The organism is Arthrobacter sp. 05T420, from assembly GCF_056396305.1.
Genome location: NZ_JBFTLG010000013.1, coordinates 134852 through 154874, shown reverse-complemented (window position 1 = coordinate 154874; position 20023 = coordinate 134852). Strand labels below are relative to the sequence as shown.

General features: G+C 66.8%; 16 protein-coding genes and 1 pseudogene. 11 read left to right on the top strand and 6 right to left on the bottom strand.

From position 1 onward, the window contains the following. The first annotated feature begins 79 nt into the window (after positions 1–79). The 9 genes and pseudogenes from AC1DEM_RS14080 (at position 80) to AC1DEM_RS14040 (ending at position 9471) form a co-directional block, all read left to right on the top strand. Positions 80–1873 (top strand): CTP synthase, encoded by a 1794-nt coding sequence (locus tag AC1DEM_RS14080; protein WP_476884937.1) that lies wholly within the window; start codon positions 80–82, stop codon positions 1871–1873. A 27-nt stretch (positions 1874–1900) separates the two neighbouring features. Continuing rightward, positions 1901–2566: an NUDIX domain-containing protein gene (locus tag AC1DEM_RS14075; RefSeq protein ID WP_476884936.1), complete on the top strand. Its 666-nt coding sequence runs from the start codon at positions 1901–1903 to the stop codon at positions 2564–2566. A gap of 158 nt (positions 2567–2724) precedes the next feature. Then, positions 2725–3666, top strand: coding sequence for a site-specific tyrosine recombinase XerD (xerD, locus tag AC1DEM_RS14070; protein WP_476884950.1), 942 nt, complete (start codon positions 2725–2727; stop codon positions 3664–3666). Positions 3667–3854: 188 nt separating this feature from the next. Continuing rightward, entirely contained in the window at positions 3855–4196 is a 342-nt protein-coding gene (locus AC1DEM_RS14065; protein ID WP_476884935.1) for a YciI family protein, read from the top strand. A gap of 88 nt (positions 4197–4284) precedes the next feature. After that, a pseudogene (locus AC1DEM_RS14060) lies at positions 4285–6071 on the top strand (HNH endonuclease signature motif containing protein). A 561-nt stretch (positions 6072–6632) separates the two neighbouring features. Continuing rightward, the gene (locus tag AC1DEM_RS14055) at positions 6633–7136 is read left to right on the top strand and encodes an RNA polymerase sigma factor (protein ID WP_476884934.1); all 504 of its coding nucleotides are present in this window, start codon (positions 6633–6635) and stop codon (positions 7134–7136) included. Positions 7137–7138: 2 nt separating this feature from the next. Then, entirely contained in the window at positions 7139–7900 is a 762-nt protein-coding gene (locus AC1DEM_RS14050; RefSeq protein WP_476884933.1) for a hypothetical protein, read from the top strand. A gap of 35 nt (positions 7901–7935) precedes the next feature. After that, complete coding sequence (locus AC1DEM_RS14045; protein ID WP_476884932.1) at positions 7936–8424, top strand: 8-oxo-dGTP diphosphatase; 489 nt, start codon at positions 7936–7938, stop codon at positions 8422–8424. A 159-nt stretch (positions 8425–8583) separates the two neighbouring features. Continuing rightward, positions 8584–9471: a hypothetical protein gene (locus AC1DEM_RS14040; protein ID WP_476884931.1), complete on the top strand. Its 888-nt coding sequence runs from the start codon at positions 8584–8586 to the stop codon at positions 9469–9471. A 97-nt stretch (positions 9472–9568) separates the two neighbouring features. Here AC1DEM_RS14040 and AC1DEM_RS14035 read toward each other — a convergent pair whose 3' ends face one another. The 4 genes from AC1DEM_RS14035 to AC1DEM_RS14020 are packed head-to-tail and all read right to left on the bottom strand — an operon-like array spanning position 9569 to position 13839. After that, positions 9569–10708, bottom strand: coding sequence for a bifunctional 2-methylcitrate synthase/citrate synthase (locus tag AC1DEM_RS14035; RefSeq protein WP_476884930.1), 1140 nt, complete (start codon positions 10706–10708; stop codon positions 9569–9571). A gap of 59 nt (positions 10709–10767) precedes the next feature. Then, positions 10768–11670 carry a methylisocitrate lyase gene (prpB, locus tag AC1DEM_RS14030; protein ID WP_476884929.1) on the bottom strand — a complete coding sequence of 301 codons (903 nt, stop codon included), beginning with the start codon at positions 11668–11670 and terminating at the stop codon, positions 10768–10770. After that, positions 11670–13190, bottom strand: a complete 1521-nt coding sequence (locus AC1DEM_RS14025) for an MmgE/PrpD family protein (protein WP_476884928.1) — start codon at positions 13188–13190, stop codon at positions 11670–11672. Before AC1DEM_RS14025 ends, prpB begins: the two co-directional genes overlap by 1 nt. Beyond that, positions 13183–13839, bottom strand: a complete 657-nt coding sequence (locus AC1DEM_RS14020; protein WP_476884927.1) for a GntR family transcriptional regulator — start codon at positions 13837–13839, stop codon at positions 13183–13185. The genes AC1DEM_RS14025 and AC1DEM_RS14020 overlap by 8 nt, the downstream gene beginning before the upstream one ends. Positions 13840–14037: 198 nt before the next feature. On the opposite strand from AC1DEM_RS14020, the gene AC1DEM_RS14015 reads away from it, so the two are divergent. Next, entirely contained in the window at positions 14038–15960 is a 1923-nt protein-coding gene (locus AC1DEM_RS14015) for an AMP-binding protein (protein ID WP_476884926.1), read from the top strand. 105 nt (positions 15961–16065) lie between these two features. On the opposite strand, the gene AC1DEM_RS14010 is transcribed toward AC1DEM_RS14015, so the two are convergent. Next, entirely contained in the window at positions 16066–16785 is a 720-nt protein-coding gene (locus AC1DEM_RS14010) for a response regulator (RefSeq protein WP_476884925.1), read from the bottom strand. Further along, the gene (locus AC1DEM_RS14005) at positions 16782–18488 is read right to left on the bottom strand and encodes a sensor histidine kinase (RefSeq protein WP_476884924.1); all 1707 of its coding nucleotides are present in this window, start codon (positions 18486–18488) and stop codon (positions 16782–16784) included. The genes AC1DEM_RS14010 and AC1DEM_RS14005 overlap by 4 nt, the downstream gene beginning before the upstream one ends. Positions 18489–18627: 139 nt before the next feature. Here AC1DEM_RS14005 and AC1DEM_RS14000 point away from each other — a divergent pair, with 139 nt between their 5' ends. Next, a complete protein-coding gene (locus AC1DEM_RS14000; RefSeq protein ID WP_476884923.1) occupies positions 18628–19986 on the top strand; it encodes a cation:dicarboxylate symporter family transporter in 1359 nt (452 codons plus the stop codon). Positions 19987–20023: the final 37 nt, after the last annotated feature.

Below are 20023 nucleotides of genomic sequence, written 5' to 3'. Positions count from 1 at the left end.
CAAGGATTCCCGCAGGGACCGCTACTAGGACAACAATCACATCGGGATCCCGCCAAGGAGCCCGTGGAAGGCCGAATTGATGATAAGCTCAAACCCCGTGGTGCAGCGATCAAACTCTCGTGTAAATTCCCGGTTTCCGGGCTCGTCCAAGACGACCAAACACATCTTCGTCACCGGTGGTGTAGCGTCCTCGCTCGGTAAGGGACTGACGGCTTCGAGCCTCGGCCACCTCCTGCGGGCACGCGGTCTGTCTGTAACAATGCAAAAGCTCGATCCTTATCTGAACGTGGATCCGGGCACGATGAACCCCTTCCAGCACGGCGAAGTCTTCGTCACTGACGACGGCGCCGAAACGGACCTGGACATCGGCCACTATGAGCGCTTCCTCGATGAAAACCTCGAAGGATCGGCCAACGTCACAACCGGCCAGGTCTACTCGACCGTCATCGCCAAGGAACGCCGCGGCGAATACCTTGGCGACACCGTCCAGGTCATCCCGCACATCACCGATGAGATCAAGCGGCGCATGCGGCTTCCCGCCGAGGGTAAGAACGCCCCGGACGTGATCATCACCGAAATCGGCGGCACGGTGGGCGACATCGAGTCCCAGCCGTTCCTTGAATCCGCCCGCCAGGTCCGCCAGGACATCGGCCGCGGGAACGTCTTCTTCCTCCACGTATCCCTCGTGCCGTACATCGGCCCGTCGCAGGAGCTGAAGACCAAACCGACGCAGCACTCCGTCGCCGCGCTGCGCTCCATCGGCATCCAGCCGGAGGCAATCGTGATCCGGTCGGACCGCGAAGTTCCGCAGCCGATGCGCGACAAGATCGGCCGCATGTGCGACGTCGACATCGACGCCGTGATCGGCTGCCCGGACGCACCGAGCATCTACGACATCCCGAAGACCCTGCACTCCCAGGGCCTGGACTCGTACATCGTACGCGCCCTGGACCTGCCGTTCAAGGATGTGGACTGGACCAGCTGGGACAAGCTGCTCGACGCCGTCCACAACCCGAAGCACGAAGTTGAGATCGCGCTGGTGGGCAAGTACATCGATCTGCCGGACGCTTACTTGTCCGTCACCGAAGCCCTGCGTGCCGGCGGCTTCGCCAACGACACCAAGGTCAAGATCCGCTGGGTCCCCTCTGACGAATGCGAAACCCGCGAGGGCGCTGTGCAGTCCCTGGCGGGCGTCGACGCCATCTGCGTTCCGGGCGGCTTCGGCATCCGCGGCCTCGAAGGCAAACTCGGCGCCCTGAAGTACGCCCGCGAAACCAAGCTCCCGGTCCTGGGCCTTTGCCTGGGCCTGCAGTGCATGGTGATCGAGTACGCCCGCAACGTGGTCGGCCTCGAGGGAGCGTCCTCGTCCGAATTCGAGCCGGACTCCAAGTACCCCGTCATCGCCACGATGGAGGAGCAGTTGGACATCGTCGACGGCAAGGGCGACCTCGGCGGCACCATGCGCCTGGGCCTGTACGAAGCCAAGCTTGACGAAGGCTCCGTCGTCGCCGAGACCTACGGCGCCACAAAGGTCAGCGAACGGCACCGCCACCGCTACGAAGTCAACAACAAGTACCGCGATCAGATTGCCGCCAAGGGCCTGTCGTTCTCTGGAACGTCGCCCGATGGCAAGCTGGTCGAGTTCGTGGAACTTCCCCGCGAAGTCCACCCGTACTACGTAGCCACGCAGGCGCACCCCGAGCTCAGCTCGCGGCCCACGCGCCCTCACCCGCTGTTCGCGGGCCTGATCGAGGCTGCCCTGGGGCACCAGCGGGCCGCCGACGCCGCGCCCTCTGCAAGTATCAGCGCCAGCGCCAAGGCCGATGCTCCGGCTGCTGCGCCGAAGCCCTCGTCGGCAGCAGTGTCCAAGTAATTTCCAACTGAATCAAAGGACGGCGCGATGCCCGGTATGTCTGAGACCCCCAATGCTGCACGGCAGGTTTCGGATGAGCCGAGCCCGCGCCGTCTTTTGTCTTCCCGGAAGGTTTACGAAGGCAGGATCTGGGACGTCGTCAGCGACAGTTTCCAGCTCAGCGACGACGGCGACACCCTGGTCCGGGACTACATTGACCACCCCGGTGCGGTGGCCATTCTTCCGATGAACGACGCCGGCGACGTGCTGCTGCTCCGGCAGTACCGGCACCCCGTCGGCATGGACCTCTGGGAGATCCCCGCCGGGCTGCTGGACGTCGAGGGGGAGGACTTCGTCATTGGCGCCGCCCGCGAACTGGCGGAGGAAGCGGATCTCGTGGCGGACCGTTGGAACGTGCTGGCGGACTTCTTCAACTCCCCGGGATCCTCCAGCGAGGCCATCCGCATCTACCTGGCCCGCGGCCTGAGCGAGGTGCCCGGACATGAGCGGCACGTGCGCACCGATGAGGAAGCCGAAATCGAACTGCACTGGACCCCGCTGGACGAGGCCGTGCGGGCGGTCCTTGACGGACGCCTGCACAACCCGTCCGCCGTCGTCGGCGTGCTGGCCGCTGCCGCCGCCCGCGGCGACAACTTCGAAAGCCTCCGCCCGGCCGACGCGCCTTGGCCTGCCCATCCCAGCCAGCGCCAATGACCGATGCGCTGACTGCCGAGCCTCCGGCCCCGGCACAACTTTCGGCCTCTGCGCAACTTCCGGATCCTGCTGAACTTCCGGACTCTGCTGAACTTCCGGACCCTGCGCAACCGGAGGCAGCCACTCCCGAACCGCCGCCCGCCCGGCGGCTCACAGCGATAGACCGCGCAATAACTGACTATTTGCAGCACATGGGCGTGGAACGCGGACTTGCGGCCAACACCCTCTCGGCCTACCGGCGGGACCTGGCCCGCTACGCCCGGCACCTTGCCCACGCGGGCCGGGAACGTCCCACCGAGATCACCCGGCACGACGTCACCGGCTTCGTCCAGGCCCTCTCCGACGGGTCTGACGGCGGCTCCGCCCTGGGCATCCGCTCGGCGGCACGGACGGTGGTGGCCGTGCGCGGACTCCACAAGTTCTGGGCCCTCGAAGGCGTCACGCCCACCGACCCAGCCAGCGACGTCCACCCGCCCATGCCCGGCAAGCGGCTGCCCAAGGCCATCAGCGTGGACGAGGTCACCCGGATCCTCGAGGCGGCCGGCACGGACACAGCAACCGGCCTGCGCGACCGCGCGCTGCTTGAGTTCCTCTATTCCACCGGTGCCCGCATCAGCGAAGCCGTGGGCCTGGACGTCGACGACATCTCCCTGCACACGCCCGAGCAGGCCGGCGAAGCCGATGGGCCGGCGATCGTCAGGCTGTTCGGCAAGGGCTCCAAGGAACGCCTCGTCCCGCTCGGCTCCTACGGGGCCCGCGCCCTCGACGCCTACCTCGTGCGCGGCCGGCCCCTGCTGGCAGCCAAGGGCAAGGGCACCCCTGCCCTGTTCCTCAACGCCCGCGGCGGCAGGATCAGCCGTCAAAGCGCCTGGACCATTTTGAAGGCGGCGGCGGACAAGGCCAACATCACCAAAGACGTTTCCCCGCACACCCTGCGGCACTCCTTCGCCACCCACCTGCTTGAGGGCGGTGCCGATGTCCGGGTGGTCCAGGAACTGCTGGGGCACGCCTCGGTAACCACCACGCAGGTCTACACCCAGGTGACGGCCGATACGCTGCGGGAGATCTACGCCGCCGCGCACCCGCGCGCCCTGGGCTAAGCCGCTGCTGCCCAGAGACTTCCTCCTCACAAAGAGTGACGTCGCCGGCTTCGACGGGTCGCGAGGCTCTACCTTGACCATATGCCGGGCGCCTGAGCCATAATCGAGCCGGGCACCAGAGCGGGGCCGCAGAGAAGAGCCGACGGATGGCGCCGCAGGAGCAGCCGCCGGAGCAGAGGAGTCCTCGAATGACGAAGTACCTGATCTCGTTTCCCGGTGAGGCCATGGATTTCCCTGAGGAGGACTTCGAGGCGGTGGTCGAAGCCTCGCATGCCGTCATCGACGAGGCCAAGGCGGCGGGCGTGTACGTCTTCGGCGGCGGGATCGATGAGGACGTGGACCCGGTGCTCGTGGCCGGTGACGGCACTGTCACCGAGGGCACGTACCCAGGCCACAAGGTGCCCAACGGCGGCTACACCGTTCTCGAGCTGCCCTCGCGGGAGGCGGCACTTGAGTGGGCCGCGAAGATTGCCGCCGCCTGCCGCTGCTCGCAAGAGCTCCGGCAGTTCCAATACGACCCGGCCAGCTGACGAGGGCAACCTCGGCCAGAGTCGATCGTGCGACTGCACCGCGGCTGGTTTCGGCAAAAATGTCGGTGGCTCCTGATTTGATTGGGGTATGGAAAGCAGCGCAGCATGGAGCGCGGAAACCTGGAGCGCGGAGAGCAGGGCGGCCCTGGAGGCCGTCGCCGCGTCCGCTGCCGAGCTTGCTGCGCTGACACGCGCCGGCGTTGGCAGGTCCGATGCGCCCGGCGCCGATCCGCTGTGTAATGCGGATCCGTTGCGGAGCCGGGCGGACGGGTGCCTGGACGGGCTCGCCGAGGTGGCCGGATGGAGGCCCGGACCGCGGCGCTGAAGGTGCGGCTGGCCGCCGACTACGCGCGGGCGACCGTGGCCCTGGCGCCGCCGGCGCCGTCCCCGCAGGACCGCACCGCCCAGGGAATGGCGCTGGTCGCCGAGCTCGCCTGTGTGCTGACCGTGAGCGAACGAACCGCCGGCGCCCTCCTGTCCGATTCCCGGGCACTGACCACGGCGCTGCCGCTGACCCTGGCCGCCCTGCAGGCCGGGACGATCTCCTGGCAGCACGCCCGGATCATCATCGACGAAACCAGCGAATTGGATCCCGCCGGAGCGGCCGGCCTCGAAGCGCACTTCCTGGACCCCGAAGCACCCAACCCGGCCCGCGGCTGCGAGGCCGGGGACCTCGTGCCGTCCCGGTTCCGGGCCAAGGCCCGCGCCTGGCGCGAACGCCACCACCCGGTCAGCATCGAAGAACGCCACACCAAGAGCGCCGAGGACCGGCGGGTCGACTACCTCCCGGACCGGGACGGCATGGCCTGGCTCTCCGCCCACCTCCCGGCCGACACCGCCGCGGGGATCTGGGAACGGACCACCGCCGCCGCCCGCGCCCTTCAAGGCCCGGACGAGGCCCGGACCCTCAGCCAGCTCCGCGCCGACATCACCGCCACCTGGCTGCTCACCAGCCATGGCACCGGCCCCGGCAGTGGCGGCACCGCCGACAGCGGCAGTGGCGGCAGCGGAACGGCCAGCGGCGGGAGCCCCGGCGGGGGCACAGCCGGCGCCGGCTGTGGAAGCGCCAGCGGCGGACTGGCGGCAGGCGGAACGGGCTTGGGTGCGAGTTTCGTCGGGGGTGTTCCGTCGCCGCGGGCGCAGGTCCTGGTCACCGTCCCGGTCCTTTCGCTCCTGGGCGTCACCGAGGAACCGGCGACCCTGGACGGGTACGGGCCGATCCCGCCGTCCATGGCCCGCCGGCTGATCGCCGACGGCGCCGGGTCCTTCTACCGGGTCCTGACCGACCCCCGGGACGGAGCCCCGCTGGAAATCGGCCGGACCAGCTACCGTCTCACGAGGGCCCAGCGGCACTGGCTCCGGCTCCGCGACGGCAGGTGCCCCTTCCCCGGCTGCGGCAACCACTCTTTGGACAACGAGGCGGACCACCTGCTGGCCTGGGCCGACGGCGGCACCACCGGCATCTCCAACTTGGGCCAGCCCTGCCCAAAGCACCACCGCCTCAAACACGGCTCCGCCTGGACACCGTCCGGGGCCAGCAAGGACCACCCGCCGGGCTGGACCTCACCGTCCGGACGGCACTACCCCAGCGAACACCAGGACTGGGAACCACCCGAATGGCCGGACGACATCCCGGCCACGGACGAAAGCCCAGACGATGGACTGCCCGCGGTCCTTGGCCTGACCGCAGGTCCGGGACGTCATGGCGAATTGGAGCCGCTTCCGGATGAGGATCCCGGACTGGAACTGCCGCCGGACCCCTTTCCGGACTGGCATGCCTTCACGGTCTGGGACGATTTCTCCGCCGCGGACACAGGTGATCCGCGCTGGTCCGAGCCCTTGGGAATTCCCTCGTTGGAAGACTGCCTTCTCTAACCAGCCTGATCGACCAGTAGGGGGCCGTTCGGCCGGATAATTTCGCCAGACTTTTTGTTGGTGTGGATTGTGACTCGTAGCGAGAGCTGGCGTTCTTTCGGGCTTGAGGGGAAGTGCCACTGAGGCGGAGACTTGGATTTACGCCCTCAGCCATTGCGTCCCCTCGCATTTCAAGCTGCTCTGCTTGCGACCTTTCGGCCGCCAGGTCCGCCTCGTTGGAGAACTCTGTCCGGGCGGATGTTGGCTCACGCAATTGCGAGTGAGTGAAAGTCTTTCCACGGCACGGATTGGGCGGTGTCTGGAACATGATTCTCAGACGACCGACGTGAGAAGAACTCCTCAGGAAGCAAATGAGAGTAAGCATCCAGCCCAGTGGATACGTGCAGTTCGCCGAGAGTAGCGGTGCGTTCGGGAGCGCGGCTCGCGGAGCGTGGTGGACCTCACAACATGCGCCAGAAATCTCGTTCCTGCGAACTTTTTTGCTGACCCGTGTAAGAAAATACCTTTCACTGGACACTTAGACATCTAGAAGGGAAGTCATCGATGTCCGGGGGAACCACCATGTTGGCTGCCAAAGAGCAAGCGTTCATTGATCTGCACACCCAGCACTCCGCGCGGGTATACCGCTACATTGCCTGCCGTATCAGTGACCGGCACCGCGCCGAGGAACTAGCTGCGGACGTCTTCAGAATTGCTTGGGAAAAGGAGCTGTCGGAACCGCCCGGCATTGGCTGGCTGTTGGCTACGGCCCGGAACGTGATCGGCAATGAGTACAAAGGCCGGCGACGCCGTCAGGAACTTATTGACAGGCTGAAAGAGGAGGCCCGCACCCAAGTCCCCGCCTCAAACGGTGGAGAAGGGGCGGCCGTGGCAGATGTGCTGGTGCAGCTCAGGGAGCGGGACCGCGAGGTCCTCATGCTCAGCTACTGGGACGAGCTGACCATCGCTGAACTGGCGCAGATGCTGGGATGTTCTTCTTCCGCCGCTGCGGTCCGCCTGCACCGGGCACGCCGGGCGTTCGCGAAAGCTGCGCCCTCATATCTCATGACCGAACGGAAGGACTAGCCATGGACCGCATCGAACAGCTCATGAAGGACGCAAAACCTCGGGTGGGAGCTCCAGACGCGGCGCCGGAAGGCGACTCTGCCCGATCGATTGCCTTTTCCACGGATCCGGACCTTGTTCGTTTGGCAGGGCGCACTCCGGCACGTCGCAATGCCGTGCGGGCTACGGCCGCAACTGTGCTGGCCGCTGCAGCTGTGGTTGGCGCAGTGGTTGTCGGCGGCCATCTGATGCCGCAACCGGCGCCCGGACCGGCCCAGACGGGCATCCCAACGCCGACTGCCTCCGCCAGCCCCTCGCCCGATTCCCCACGCCCCTCCACTGCCGCTCCTGCCGCCACTCCCACTCAAGCGAGTACCGCAGCCGGAGCCTTGAGCACCGGCGGCGTCGCGTGCACCATGGCCAACGTCGACCAGCAACGCAATGACCAAGTTCGGGCTATCAAGGCAGTACCCGCCGTTGAACGGCACTATTACACGGTGCTGGGCTGCGCCGGCGGATGGATCGCCTACTCCATTTCCGGTGACGGGATCCGGGCACTCCAGCTCGATGGCGGCAACGCCTGGTTCAAGATCGCCAAACTGCAGAACGGCCGATTCCTCTGCGATGTCCGGCAGGAGTGGTCCAGCGTATACAACTGGGAGTTCCAAGCCACGAACAACCAGGGACTCACCCCGCAGCAGGCCATGGACAAGGAATTCGCGGACAAGGGGATTCCGGTCGAACTGCGGCCACAGCTTGTGGGCGATGGTCCTGCAGCCGGATAGCCTCGGCAGCCAGCGGCAGCTATAGGCTGGAGCACATGAAGCTCACGCCTGTCACTCTTTGCTTCCCGCTCCGTGACGCGGAGACCGGCACCGAGGTGCTGCTGGGCATGAAGAGGACCGGTTTCGGCATCGGCAAGATCGTGGGCATCGGCGGCCACGTAGAGCCGGGAGAAAGCGACGCCGAGGCCGTGGTCCGCGAAGTTTGGGAAGAGGCCGGCATCGTGGTGCTCCAAGAGGACTTGACCCACGCCGGCCTCGTCGAGTTCATCTTCCCCGCCAGGCCTGAGTGGAACATGTCGTGCCGGCTCTTCACCACGCGGCGGTGGGACGGCGAACCTGCAGAGAGCCCGGAAATCACGCCCGAGTGGTTCGACTCCGGGTCGTTGCCGCTGGAGCGGATGTGGCAGGATGCGGCGCACTGGCTGCCCCCAGCGCTGGCAGGCGGAACGATCGACGTCGTCGTGGTCCTCAACGAGGACAACGAGACCGTCGCGTCAGTCCGGTATCCCTCCACGCAGCGGTGAACAGGGCTCCCGCGCCGCCGGTTTCCGCGACTCGAAATCGTGTTGCGGGCAATGCCGCGGCCTGACCGGTAGCCTGAGGTTCGAACATCGCGCCGCGGCGATCCACGCACTTCCATCGCACACCTGCGAGCGGCACACGGGCAATTTTGGGGGCAAGGCATGGACTCAAACAATCACGACCTTCCGGGTAGGGATCCCTGGGACGAGGAGCCGTCCAAGGACGCCGCGTCACGCCGGCACTGGCCGTGGGCGGCCGCCGTCGTTGCCCTCGCCGTGGTGGCCGTGGCTGGCGGAGTTGCCGTGGCCGGAAACATGGGATCCGTTGACCGGACTCCCGCGGCCGCCTCGACGGCCGCAGTGATCACATCGACAGCGTCCACTGCCCTCACGGCGACGCCGTCGCCGGACGCTGCGACGTCGGCGCCCGTATCGCCGTCGTCCTCCCCAACGTCTGCTGCGGCTGCCCCGGCACCGTCCGCCGGGGCCTGGCTGACCTTTACCAGCGCCGATTCGAAGGTCAGTTTCGACTACCCGGCCGCCTGGCGTGTCACCGACGTCTCCGGGGGTTCCGGTGGGGTCGATGTTGACGTGGCGAACGAGGCCGCTGTGGTGGTGGCATCCCTGCATTTCGGACCGTCCGGAGGGATCGGCGGCGCGTGCCAGGGCGCCGTTCCCTATACGGTGCTTGATTCGGCAGAAGTGGATCTTCCGCACCAGCCCGCCAAGGGCTCTGTCACGCCGAGGTTTGCCTTCCGGGCACTCCAGGAAAAGGACCGCGTCACGGCGTCCTACGGACTAACCGATACTCCGGCCGGCCAGAACGGCAGCACCTGCATGTTCTATAACGTAGTCACCGGGCCGCCCGAGTCGCCGCTGTTCTCCTTCGCCGATGCTTTCCAGGTCAATGTGGGGGGCTCGGAGGAAAATCCCACGCACAAGGGAGCCAAGACGTTCCCTTCGTTGGACGCAGCCCGGGCCTACATGAAGACCCCGGAGTACCTGAATGCAAAGCGGATGATTACCTCGCTGAAGATCAACGAGGGCTAGCAGGCTACGCACGGCAGCAAAGGGCGCGGGCCGTCCACCTTCAAAGGTGGCCGGCCCGCGCCTTTGCTTGCTGGCGTTTCTGCCGCAGAGGGCCCTCTTAGGCCAGGTGCCGTTCCTCGACGCCGTTGTACTCGCTCAACGGTCGGATCAGGGAGTTCGAATCCAGCTGCTCCATGATGTGCGCCGTCCAGCCGGTGATGCGGCTGGCGACGAACAGGGGAGTGAACGTCGCCGTGTCGAAGCCCATGAGGTGGTAGGTGGGTCCGGTCGGATAGTCGAGGTTCGGTTTGATGCCCTTCGCCTCGTCCATCGCCGTCTCGAGCCCGTTGTAGAGGCCCAGCAGCTCGGGCCGGCCGTAGTGCGCGATCATCTTGTCCAGGGCCGACTTCATGGTGGGGACCCGGGAGTCGCCATGCTTGTAGACGCGGTGGCCGAAGCCCATGACCTTCTTCTTGTGGGCCAGGGCGTTTTCCATCCAGGCCTTGGCCCGGACGTGAGCCTCTTCCAATGACTCCTCAGTCCGGATGCCGATCTCGTCAAAGGTGTGCATGACGGCCTCGTTCGCACCGCCGTGCAGCGAGCCCTTGAGGGCGCCGATGGCGCCGGTCACGGCCGAGTGCAGGTCCGAGAGCGTGGAGGTGATCACCCGGGCCGTGAAGGTGGAGGCATTGAAAGAGTGCTCGGCGTACAAAATCATGGAGACGTTGAACGCGTCAACCACCTCGGGGACGGCCTCCTCACCGAAGGTCATCCAGAGGAAGTTCGCGTCGTAGCCCAGATCCTCGCGAGGCTCCACCACATCCTGGCCATGACGGCGGCGCTGGTCGTAAGCCACGACGGCGGGCATCGCGGCGAACAGGTCGACGGCCTTGGCCAGGTTGGCTTCGCGCGAGGAATCCTCGGCCAAGGGGTGCCGGGCTCCCATGACCGACGTGGCGGTCCGGCACACATCCATGGGGTGCGCGGTGGTGGGCAGCGCGTCGATCACCTGTTTGACCACCGGGTCCAGGGCGCGGCCCGCACGTTCCCGGGCGGTGAACTCGGCCAGCTGGTCTGGAGTGGGCAGTTCGCCGTTCCAGAGCAGGTAGGCGACCTCCTCGAAGCTGCACTTGGCGGCCAGTTCCTGCACGGGGTACCCGCGATACAGCAGCGAGTTGGTCTCCGGGTTGACCTTGGAGACCGCGGTGTAGTCAACCACGACGCCGGCGAGGCCCTTTTTGATGTCCTGTTCAGCCATGCTGAAACTCCTTTGTCTCTGACGCCTGTACCGGCACGAGCCGGTGGTTCTGTGTGGGCTTACTTACCGGGGATCTGGAAATTGAACACCCCGGTGTCGAAACGGTTGTAAGCCTCATAATCAACAAGATCGTACAAACGCGCACGGGTCAGCATGCTCCCAACCTGTGCCTCCTGGGTTCCGTCGGCCTTAATCGATTCCAGAGTACGCTCCGCAGCGCCCATGGCACTACGGAGCAGCGTCACCGGATAGATCACCATATTGACGCCGACGCCGGCCAATTCCTCCACGGTGAACAGGGCACTCTGGCCGAATTCGGTCATGTTGGCCAGAATGGGGACGTCGACGGCGTCGCGGATGGCCTGGAACTCGCTCAGGTCCTTCATCGCCTCGGGGAAAATCGCGTCCGCACCGGCCTCGACGAGGGCCCGGGCGCGCTCCTGCGTGGCCTGCAGGCCGTCTGTGGCGCGGATGTCGGTCCGGGCCATGATCAGGAAGTTCGGGTCGCGCCGGGCGTCGGCCGCGGCCCGGATCCGCTTGGTGGCGGTGTCCAGGTCCACCACGTTCTTGCCGTCGAGGTGGCCGCAGCGCTTGGGATTGAACTGGTCCTCGATGTGGCAGCCGGCCAGGCCAGCGTTCTCGAGCTCCTGGACCGAACGGGCCACGTTCATGGGCTCGCCGAAGCCGGTATCGGCGTCGACGATTGCCGGCAGGTCGGTCATCCGGGCGATCTGCCCGGCGCGGGTGGCCACCTCGGTGAGGGTGGTCAGGCCGATGTCCGGCAGGCCGAGGTCGTTGGCGAGGACTGCACCGGAAATGTACACCCCGGCGAAGCCCTTCTCCTCGATCAGCCGCGCCGAGAGCGGGTTGAACGCGCCGGGGAACTGCTGAATCGTGCCAGAGGCGAGGAGTTCGCGGAACCGGATCCGCTTCTGCTCCGGCGTGACCTTCGAATACAACATTAGAAGAGTCCCTTCGGGGCCGCGGCGAGGTCGATCACGCCGTCGGCCGCCTGGATATTCAGCTGGTCCAGCTCGCCGGCGGCGAGCTTGGGGAGCCGGGCGGCAGCGGCGAGGAAGCGCTCGATCTCCTCGTCGGCCACCAGGCCGGCGGCGAGGGTGCGGAACTTGTTCACGTACTGCTCCCGCGCGAACGGCCGGGCGCCCAGCGGGTGGGCGTCGGCGACGGCGATCTCATCGGTGATGACGGTGCCGTCCGTGAGCGTGATCTCCACAGTGCCGCCGAAGGCCTTCTCGGCAATGTCCAGGGAGTGGTAGCGCCGGGTCCATTCCGGGTCCTCGACCGTGCTGACCTTGTGCCAGAGTTCCACGGTGTCGGGGCGGGCGGCGCGTTCCGGGGCGTAGGAGTCCACGTGGTGCCAGCGACCGTCCTGCAGGGCGACGGTGAAAATGTACGGGATCGAGTGGTCCAGCGTCTCGCGGCTGGCCGTGGGATCGTACTTCTGCGGGTCGTTGGCGCCGGAGCCGATCACGTAGTGCGTGTGGTGGCTGGTCTTGATCAGCACGGAATCGACGTTGGCCGGGTCCGTGACTTCGGGGTGTTCGCCGTTGAGCTTGCGGGCGAGGTCGATCCACGCCTGGGCCTGGTATTCGGCCGAGTGTTCCTTGGTGTACGTGTCCATGATGGCCCGCTTGGCCTCGCCTGCCTCGGGCAGCGGCACGGTGTAGGAGGCGTCCGGGCCGTCCAGCATCCAGGCGATCACGCCGTCTTCGCCCTCGTAGATCGGCACCGGGGAGGTCTGGCCGCGCATGGCACGGTCCGCGGATTCGACGGCCATTTTGCCGGCGAACGCGGGGGCGTGGGCCTTCCAGGTGGAGATTTCGCCCTTGCGGGACTGCCGGGTGGCGGTGGTGGTGTGCAGCCCCTGGCCGACGGACTGGAAGATGGTCTCGACGTCGAGTCCCAACAAGGTGCCGATGCCGGCGGCGGCGGACGGGCCGAGGTGCGCCACGTGGTCAATCTTGTGCTTGTGCAGGCAGATGGCCTTGACCAGGTTGACCTGGATCTCGTAGCCGGTGGCGATGCCGCGGATCAGGTCCTGGCCTCTGGAACCGGCGTGCTGGCCGACGGCCAGGATCGGGGGGATGTTGTCGCCGGGGTGCGAGTAATCCGCGGCCAGGAAGGTGTCGTGGTAGTCGAGTTCGCGGACCGCGACGCCGTTGGCCCAGGCGGCCCATTCGGGGGAGACGCGTTCCTCGATGCCGAAGACCTTGGAGCCCTTGCCGCCGGTGCTGGGGCCGTGGGTGAGGGCCTGGGCCCGGGCCGCGACGATCGGGGCCCGGTTCAGCGACGCGATGGCCACCGAGGCGTTGTCGATGATCCGGTTGATCACCATGTCGGTGACCTCATCGGTGACCTCCACGGGATCCGCGGCCACCTTGGCGATCTTGTAGGCGAGCTGGTCCTCGCGGCCCAGGTTTTCCTCGCTCTTGTAAACGCGGACGTGGTGTTCCTTAACCATGGTGCTCCCTTTGCTGAGGTGTATGGGTGGCTTTGACGTGCGAAAGGCTGCGGTGCAGGTGAAGCGTGGTGGCGGCCTCGGCCAGCCGCGGGTTACCGGCGGCGATCGCCTCGGCGATGGCGGCGTGCTCGGCGGCGGCGGCGGTGAGCCGGGCGGCGTCGTCCGCGGCCAGGCGCCGGACGCGCACGAGGTGGACGCGGAGGCTTCGCATCGCCTGGACGAGGTAGGCGTTGGAGATCGCGGCGTCAATGGCCGTATCCAGCCGTCCGACCAGCGCGTAGTAGTCGTGCAGGGCCGGATCCCGGCCACCGATCAGCTCCGGGGCCTGGAGCAGCTCGCGCCGGAGCTGTTCGAACGTCGCGGGGTCTCCGCGCTCGGCGGCCAGGGCGGCGGCCCTGCCTTCGAGGGTCTCGCGCAGTTCGAACAGTTCGTCGATGTCGTCCAGCGAAATGTCGGTCACGACGACGCCGCGGCCGCCCGTCGTCGTCAGGCCTTCGGCTGTAAGCCGGCTCAGGGCCTCCCGCAGCGGGGTGCGGGAAATGCCGAGGCGCTCCGACTGTTCGACTTCCGCGAGCACGGTCCCGGGCAGGAGACGCCATTCGATGATGTCGTCGCGGAGGGCCGCGTAGGCCTTGTCGCTGGCGCGCATCCTGCCCCCTTCGGTGACGGCTCTGTAACGGTGGAACATCAACAGTGTATACACGCGTGGCTGATTTGCCCAGCAAATCAGGCCACCGGCGGTGAAAAAGATGAGCTGTGTATACAGAAACTCTTGTAACGCCGGACCGCTCCGGTTTACCCTGTCTATCATCGGTTGCATCACAACGTCGTGGACAGGATGTACGTCATGGTCACCAAGAGCTACCAGGCCGCCTACGAACGGAGCCTGGATCATCCCGCAGAGTTCTGGCTGGAGGCCGCGGACGGGATCTCCTGGCAGACGCCACCGAGGCAGGCCCTCGATCCCAGCCGGGCACCGCTCTACGACTGGTTTCCCGACGGTGTCCTGAACACGTCCTATAACGCCCTCGATCGCCACGTCGCCCAGGGCAGGGGCGCGCAGGACGCCCTGGTCTACGACTCGGCGATGTTGGGCACGCAGCAGAGCTACACGTATGCGGAACTGACGGACCTCGTGGCCCGGTTCGCCGGAGTCCTGCGCCGCAGCGGTGTTGGTAAGGGCGACCGCGTGGTGATCTACATGCCGATGATCCCCGAGGCCGTGATCGCGATGCTGGCCACCGCACGGCTCGGCGCCGTGCACTCGGTGGTCTTTGGCGGGTTCGCCCCCAAGGAGCTCGCCGCCCGCATCCGCGACGCCGCACCCGCCGCGGTGGTCACGGCGTCCGGTGGCATCGAGCCCTCGCGGCGGATTGAATACCTGCCCGCCGTTGCCGAGGCCCTGGGCATCGCCGGCGCCACGGACACTCCGGTGCTGGTCAAGGCCAGGGAAGGCTTCGCCTCCACTGCGGCCTCGATGGCGGCCTCTACGCCGGCCGAACAGTCCGGCTGGCTCGACTGGGACGCCGAGATGGCCAACGCCGAGCCTGCCGCGCCGGTGGCTGTGGCGGCCACAGATCCGCTGTACATCCTCTACACCTCCGGCACCACCGGGGCGCCGAAGGGCGTGGTGCGGGACAACGGCGGCCATGCCGTGGCCCTGAAGTGGACCATGGAAAACATCTACGACGTCGGCCCCGGGGACGTCATGTGGACCGCCTCGGACGTCGGCTGGGTGGTGGGTCACTCCTACATCGTGTACGGGCCGCTGCTTGCCGGCGCCACCACGGTGCTGTACGAAGGCAAGCCGGTGGGGACGCCCGACGCCGGCGCGTTCTGGAGGGTCATCCAGGACCACAAGGTCAATGTGCTGTTCACCGCGCCCACGGCACTGCGTGCCATCCGGAAAGCCGACCCCGAGGGCCAGCTCGTGGACAACTACGACATTTCCAGCCTGCGGACCCTGTTCGCGGCCGGCGAGCGGCTGGACACCGACACCTTCCACTGGGCCTCCCGGGTCCTCGGCGTTCCGGTGGTCGATCACTGGTGGCAGACGGAGACGGGCTGGGCCATCTGCGCCAACCCCCGCGGCCTCGACGGGCTGCCGATCAAGGCTGGCTCGCCGAGCGTCCCGATGCCCGGCTTCCGGCTCAACATCGTCGACGGCGCGGGCGGCGACGTCGAGGCCGGCACGGAAGGCAACATCGTCCTGGGCCTGCCCCTGCCGCCCGGCACTCTGACCACGCTGTGGCGCAACGACGAACGCTACATCTCCTCCTACCTGCAGGCGTTCGAGGGCTACTACGCCACCGGCGACTCCGGCTACCGGGACGGGGACGGCTATGTCTTTGTCATGGGCCGAACCGACGACATCATCAACGTCGCCGGACACCGGCTCTCCACCGGCGCCATGGAACAGGTGATCGGCCAACACCCGGCGGTCGCCGAATGCGCGGTGATCGGCCTCTCCGATCCCCTCAAGGGCCAGCGTCCCAGCGGCTACGTGGTCCTCAAATCCGGGGTGGACATACCCGAGGACGTTTTGGCCAAGGACCTGATTGCCCTGGTCCGGCGGGACATCGGGGCCGTGGCGGACTTCAAGCACGTCACCGTGGTGGAGGCCTTGCCCAAGACCCGGTCCGGAAAGATCCTGCGAAAGACCATGCGGCAGATCGCCGACGGCGAGACCTACGTCGTGCCGTCCACGATCGAGGACGCCGGCGTGATCGACCGGCTGCTCGAAACCTTGCGCCCCGCCAATCCGGAGTGAGTCCCTCGTCGAGACGACACTTGGCGGCAATGTTTCCGGGAATCATTGCCGCCAAGTGTCGTTTCAATGACTGGAACCACGGCGGCGCGGCCCTAGATTGTACTGTTAGGGCCGCGGCCGAGTCCAGCGGTATTCGTTCTCCGGCCGGCCGGGGGCACCGTAGCGGGCGGCCCGGGAAACCGTTCCGGCGTCGGCGAGGTATTCGAGGTAGCGCCGGGCGGTAACCCGGGACATGCCGAGCGCCTCCATGACCTCGCTGGCGGAGACCGCCCCGTCCTGGTCCTTGATGTAGTCCTGGACGGATTCCAGCGTGGATACGGCCAGGCCCTTGGGCAGCGACACTTCGGAGGGGGCGCGCAGGCTGGCGAAGGCCTGGTCCACATCACTTTGGGACGCCCGGGATCCTGCGACGCCGGTCACCGGCGAAGCCAGTTGCTCGCGGAACTGCCGGTAGCTGGCGAGTTTGTCTGCAAACGTTGCGTAGGTGAACGGCTTGATCAGGTACTGGACCACACCGGTGGCCACTGCACTGCGGACGATGTTCAGTTCCCGCACGGCGGTGATGGCGATGATGTCCGCGAAGAGCCCGGCCGCCCGCATCCGGCGTGCGATGTCCAGCCCGTGCAGGTCCGGGAGATTCATATCCAGCAGCACCAGCTCCACCGGGTTGCCCGCCGCCGCGAAGTCCGTGAGCAGGCGAAGGGCGGACTGCCCGTCCGGCGCGGAACCCGCCAGGGTGAAACCGTCCAGCCTTTCGATGTAGGCGGCGTGCGCCGCAGCGGCGATGGGCTCGTCTTCGACGACGAGCACCCGGATGTCGCTCATGGCTGTCCCTCTTTTGTGACCGGCGGTGTTGTGGTCGGCAGCGTGACGCGGAACAGCGCCCCGGCCGGGCTGGTGATTGTCATGGTACCGCCCAGCCGCTGCACGGCCTGGCGGACCAAGGCCAGCCCAAGGCCGCGCCCGAAAGGCCCCGGCGCCTTGGTGCTGAAGCCGTGACGGAAGACGTCGTCCACGGCCGCGGGGTCGATGCCGGGGCCGCTGTCTTCCACGGTGATCTCGAGGGCGGTCCCGGTGGTCTCGACGGTCAGCTCCACGAGCCGGGGCGCCGGGGCCTCGGCCGCGGCGTCGATCGCGTTGTCCAGCAGGTTCCCGAGGATGGCCACGAGGTCCTGCACGGCAAGTCCGGTCACCGCCGTCGAACCCGACGTGTTCAAGGTCAGTTCGACGCCGCGTTCGTGCGCCTCGGCTGCCTTGCCCATAATCAGCGCACCGAGCACGGGTTCCTCGATGGAACTTACGAGGTCGTCCGTCAGCCGCTGGCTCAGTTCCATGTCCTTCGTGGCGAAGTCCAGCGCCTCGGGCGCCCGGCCCAGTTCCATGAGCGAGACGATCGTGTGGAGGCGGTTGGCGTGCTCGTGGGTCTGGGCCCGAAGGGCGTCCGAGAGCGTGCGCATGGTTTCGAGTTCGCTGCCGAGGGATTCGATTTCGGTGCGGTCGCGGATAGTGGCGACAGTTCCGTACACGTGGGCACCGGAAGCCGCTCCCCGCTGGCGGCCTGTGGCGGATGCAGGGCCCACCGCAGGGCCCTGGTTGACCACCAGGACCCGGGAGCCGGTCAGATGGATCTCGTCGAGCGCCGTCCGTCCGGATTCAAAGAGTTCCTTCAGGCTGGGTGCCAGCGGCAAGTCCGCGAGGGATGGCGCGGTCTGGCGCCCGCGTCCTGCGCCGGCGGCCGTACTGGCAGCATCCGTCCCGGCAGCGGCAGCGCCGTCGGCTGACTGCTTCGGCAACCCCAGCAGGTCGGCGGCCTGGTCGTTGTACATGACCACTTTGCCCTGCGGGTCGATGAGGATCACGCCCTCACGCACCGAATGCAGCACTGATTCGTAGTACGCGAAGAGCTGGCCGAGCTGTTCGGGTCCCCAGCCGCGGGTCACCCGGCGCAGATACCGCCCCAGCAGCCAGGATGCCAGCGAACCACCTGCCAGCAGCGCCAGGGCGATGGCCAGCACCGCCGGCAGCCTGCCGGAGACCGCCACATCTACCGTCCGGACCGTCACGCCCGCGGCCACGAGTGCCCGCACCTTCCCTTCCGCATCTTTGACCGGGGCGATGGTGCGCACAGACGGGCCGAGGGTTCCGGTCGTGACCTCCGTAAAAACCTGGCCGTTGAGGGCTGCGTCGATGGAACCGATGTATGGCTTGCCCAGTTCCTCATTGCGCGGATGGGTCCACCGCGTCCGGTCCGGGGCCATGATCGTGACGAAATCCGCGCCGGCATCGTTCATGACCTTCAGGGCATACGGCTGGAGCAGGGCTGACGGGTCGGCGGCGCTCGCCGCCTGCAGGACGAAGGGCGCGTCGGCCACCGTGGTGGCAATGCCTGCCATCCGGCGTCCGGCCTCGTCATAGGCCTGATCGCGTGCATCGACGAACGTGGCCGTGCCCACGATGGCCGTCAACGCCACGATGAACAGCAGATTGGCCGCAAACAGCCTGCGGGCGATGCTCCAGCGGTGGATCATCAACACCTTCCATGACCAATATGAACGCAAGGGTGATGCGCGTCACCTTGTCATCAATGATGGGGGTACACGCAAGAACGGACCGAGCGGACCACAGAGTGGGCCTCACGAAAGTCCAGCCTATCCAAGGAGAAACACCATGGCCTCTCAACGAGGAGAGTCGGCAGCACCGGCCGCAACGACGGCCAAGAAGCGCAAGGGACTGGACAAGTCCCACTACCTCTACATTGCAGTCATCGTCGCCGTGGTTGCAGGCGCCGTTGTCGGCCTGCTCTTTCCCGAGGTCGGCAAATCCCTGAAGCCGCTGGGCGACGGCTTCATCAAACTCATCAAGATGATGATCGGCCCCGTGATTTTCTGCACGATCGTGTTGGGCATCGGCTCCATTGCCAAGGCCGCCACGGTTGGCAAGGTCGGCGGACTGGCCCTCGTCTACTTCATGGTCATGTCTACCTTTGCCCTGGCGATCGGCCTCGTAGTGGGCAACCTGATCCACCCGGGTGAGGGCCTGAACCTCGCGCCCTACGATCCGAACAAGAAGGCGGCGGTCGACAGCACCGTTGACTTCCTGCTCGGCATCATCCCGGGCGACATTCCCGTGCTGCCGACGCTCCTCGCCGCGATCCTGGTCGGCTTCGCCCTGCAGAAGATGGGCCCGCAGGGAGCCCCAATCCTCAAGGCCGTGGGCTACGGGCAGGCCCTGGTATTCCGCATCCTCATCATGATCATGTGGCTGGCCCCCGTCGGAGCCTTCGGTGCGATCGCCGCCGTCGTCGGTGCCACCGGCTTCCAGGCCATCATCAGCATGGCCACCCTGATGGGCGCCTTCTACATCACCTGCGCCCTGTTCATCGTCGTGATCCTCGGCGGCCTGCTCAAGGTGGTCACCGGAGTCAGCATCTTCAAGCTCATGAAGTACCTCGGCCGCGAATACCTGCTGATCTTCTCCACGTCCTCCTCCGAGGCCGCACTGCCCCGCCTGATCGCGAAGATGGAACACCTCGGCGTGTCCAAGCCGGTGGTCGGCGTGACCGTCCCCACCGGCTACTCCTTCAACCTGGACGGCACCGCCATCTACCTGACCATGGCCGCGCTGTTCGTCGCCAACGCCATGGGTACGCCCTTGGACCTGGGCGCCCAGGTTTCCCTGCTGGTCTTCATGATCATCGCCTCCAAGGGTGCCGCCGGCGTCACCGGCGCCGGCCTGGCCACGCTGGCCGCCGGACTCCAGGCGCATGCCCCTCAGCTGCTTGGCGGCGTGGGCATGATCGTCGGCATCGACCGCTTCATGTCCGAGGCTCGTGCACTGACCAACTTCACCGGCAACGCCGTCGCCACGGTGCTGATCGGCACCTGGGTCAAGGAGATCGACGGCGAACGCGTGGACCGTGTCCTCGCCGGTGCCGAACCGTTTGACGAAGAGACCATGCTCGCCGGCCACAGCGGTGTACAGGACACCGTCGAAGAACCGGCACAGCCGGTCCTGGCGCACGCCTGAACCCTGTCTCTGAACCCCGTCGTTCAACAATGGCCGT

Coding starts and splice junctions, on each gene's coding strand:
- AC1DEM_RS14035 (WP_476884930.1), bottom strand. CDS start 10,708: ATGGCTGAACAGGACATCAAAAAGGGCCTCGCCGGCGTCGTGGTTGAC.
- AC1DEM_RS14000 (WP_476884923.1), top strand. CDS start 18,628: ATGGCCTCTCAACGAGGAGAGTCGGCAGCACCGGCCGCAACGACGGCC.
- AC1DEM_RS14050 (WP_476884933.1), top strand. CDS start 7,139: ATGGACCGCATCGAACAGCTCATGAAGGACGCAAAACCTCGGGTGGGA.
- AC1DEM_RS14075 (WP_476884936.1), top strand. CDS start 1,901: ATGCCCGGTATGTCTGAGACCCCCAATGCTGCACGGCAGGTTTCGGAT.
- AC1DEM_RS14005 (WP_476884924.1), bottom strand. CDS start 18,488: ATGATCCACCGCTGGAGCATCGCCCGCAGGCTGTTTGCGGCCAATCTG.
- AC1DEM_RS14040 (WP_476884931.1), top strand. CDS start 8,584: ATGGACTCAAACAATCACGACCTTCCGGGTAGGGATCCCTGGGACGAG.
- AC1DEM_RS14045 (WP_476884932.1), top strand. CDS start 7,936: ATGAAGCTCACGCCTGTCACTCTTTGCTTCCCGCTCCGTGACGCGGAG.
- AC1DEM_RS14010 (WP_476884925.1), bottom strand. CDS start 16,785: ATGAGCGACATCCGGGTGCTCGTCGTCGAAGACGAGCCCATCGCCGCT.
- prpB (WP_476884929.1), bottom strand. CDS start 11,670: ATGTTGTATTCGAAGGTCACGCCGGAGCAGAAGCGGATCCGGTTCCGC.
- AC1DEM_RS14025 (WP_476884928.1), bottom strand. CDS start 13,190: ATGGTTAAGGAACACCACGTCCGCGTTTACAAGAGCGAGGAAAACCTG.
- AC1DEM_RS14020 (WP_476884927.1), bottom strand. CDS start 13,839: ATGCGCGCCAGCGACAAGGCCTACGCGGCCCTCCGCGACGACATCATC.
- AC1DEM_RS14065 (WP_476884935.1), top strand. CDS start 3,855: ATGACGAAGTACCTGATCTCGTTTCCCGGTGAGGCCATGGATTTCCCT.
- AC1DEM_RS14080 (WP_476884937.1), top strand. CDS start 80: ATGATAAGCTCAAACCCCGTGGTGCAGCGATCAAACTCTCGTGTAAAT.
- AC1DEM_RS14055 (WP_476884934.1), top strand. CDS start 6,633: ATGTTGGCTGCCAAAGAGCAAGCGTTCATTGATCTGCACACCCAGCAC.
- AC1DEM_RS14015 (WP_476884926.1), top strand. CDS start 14,038: ATGGTCACCAAGAGCTACCAGGCCGCCTACGAACGGAGCCTGGATCAT.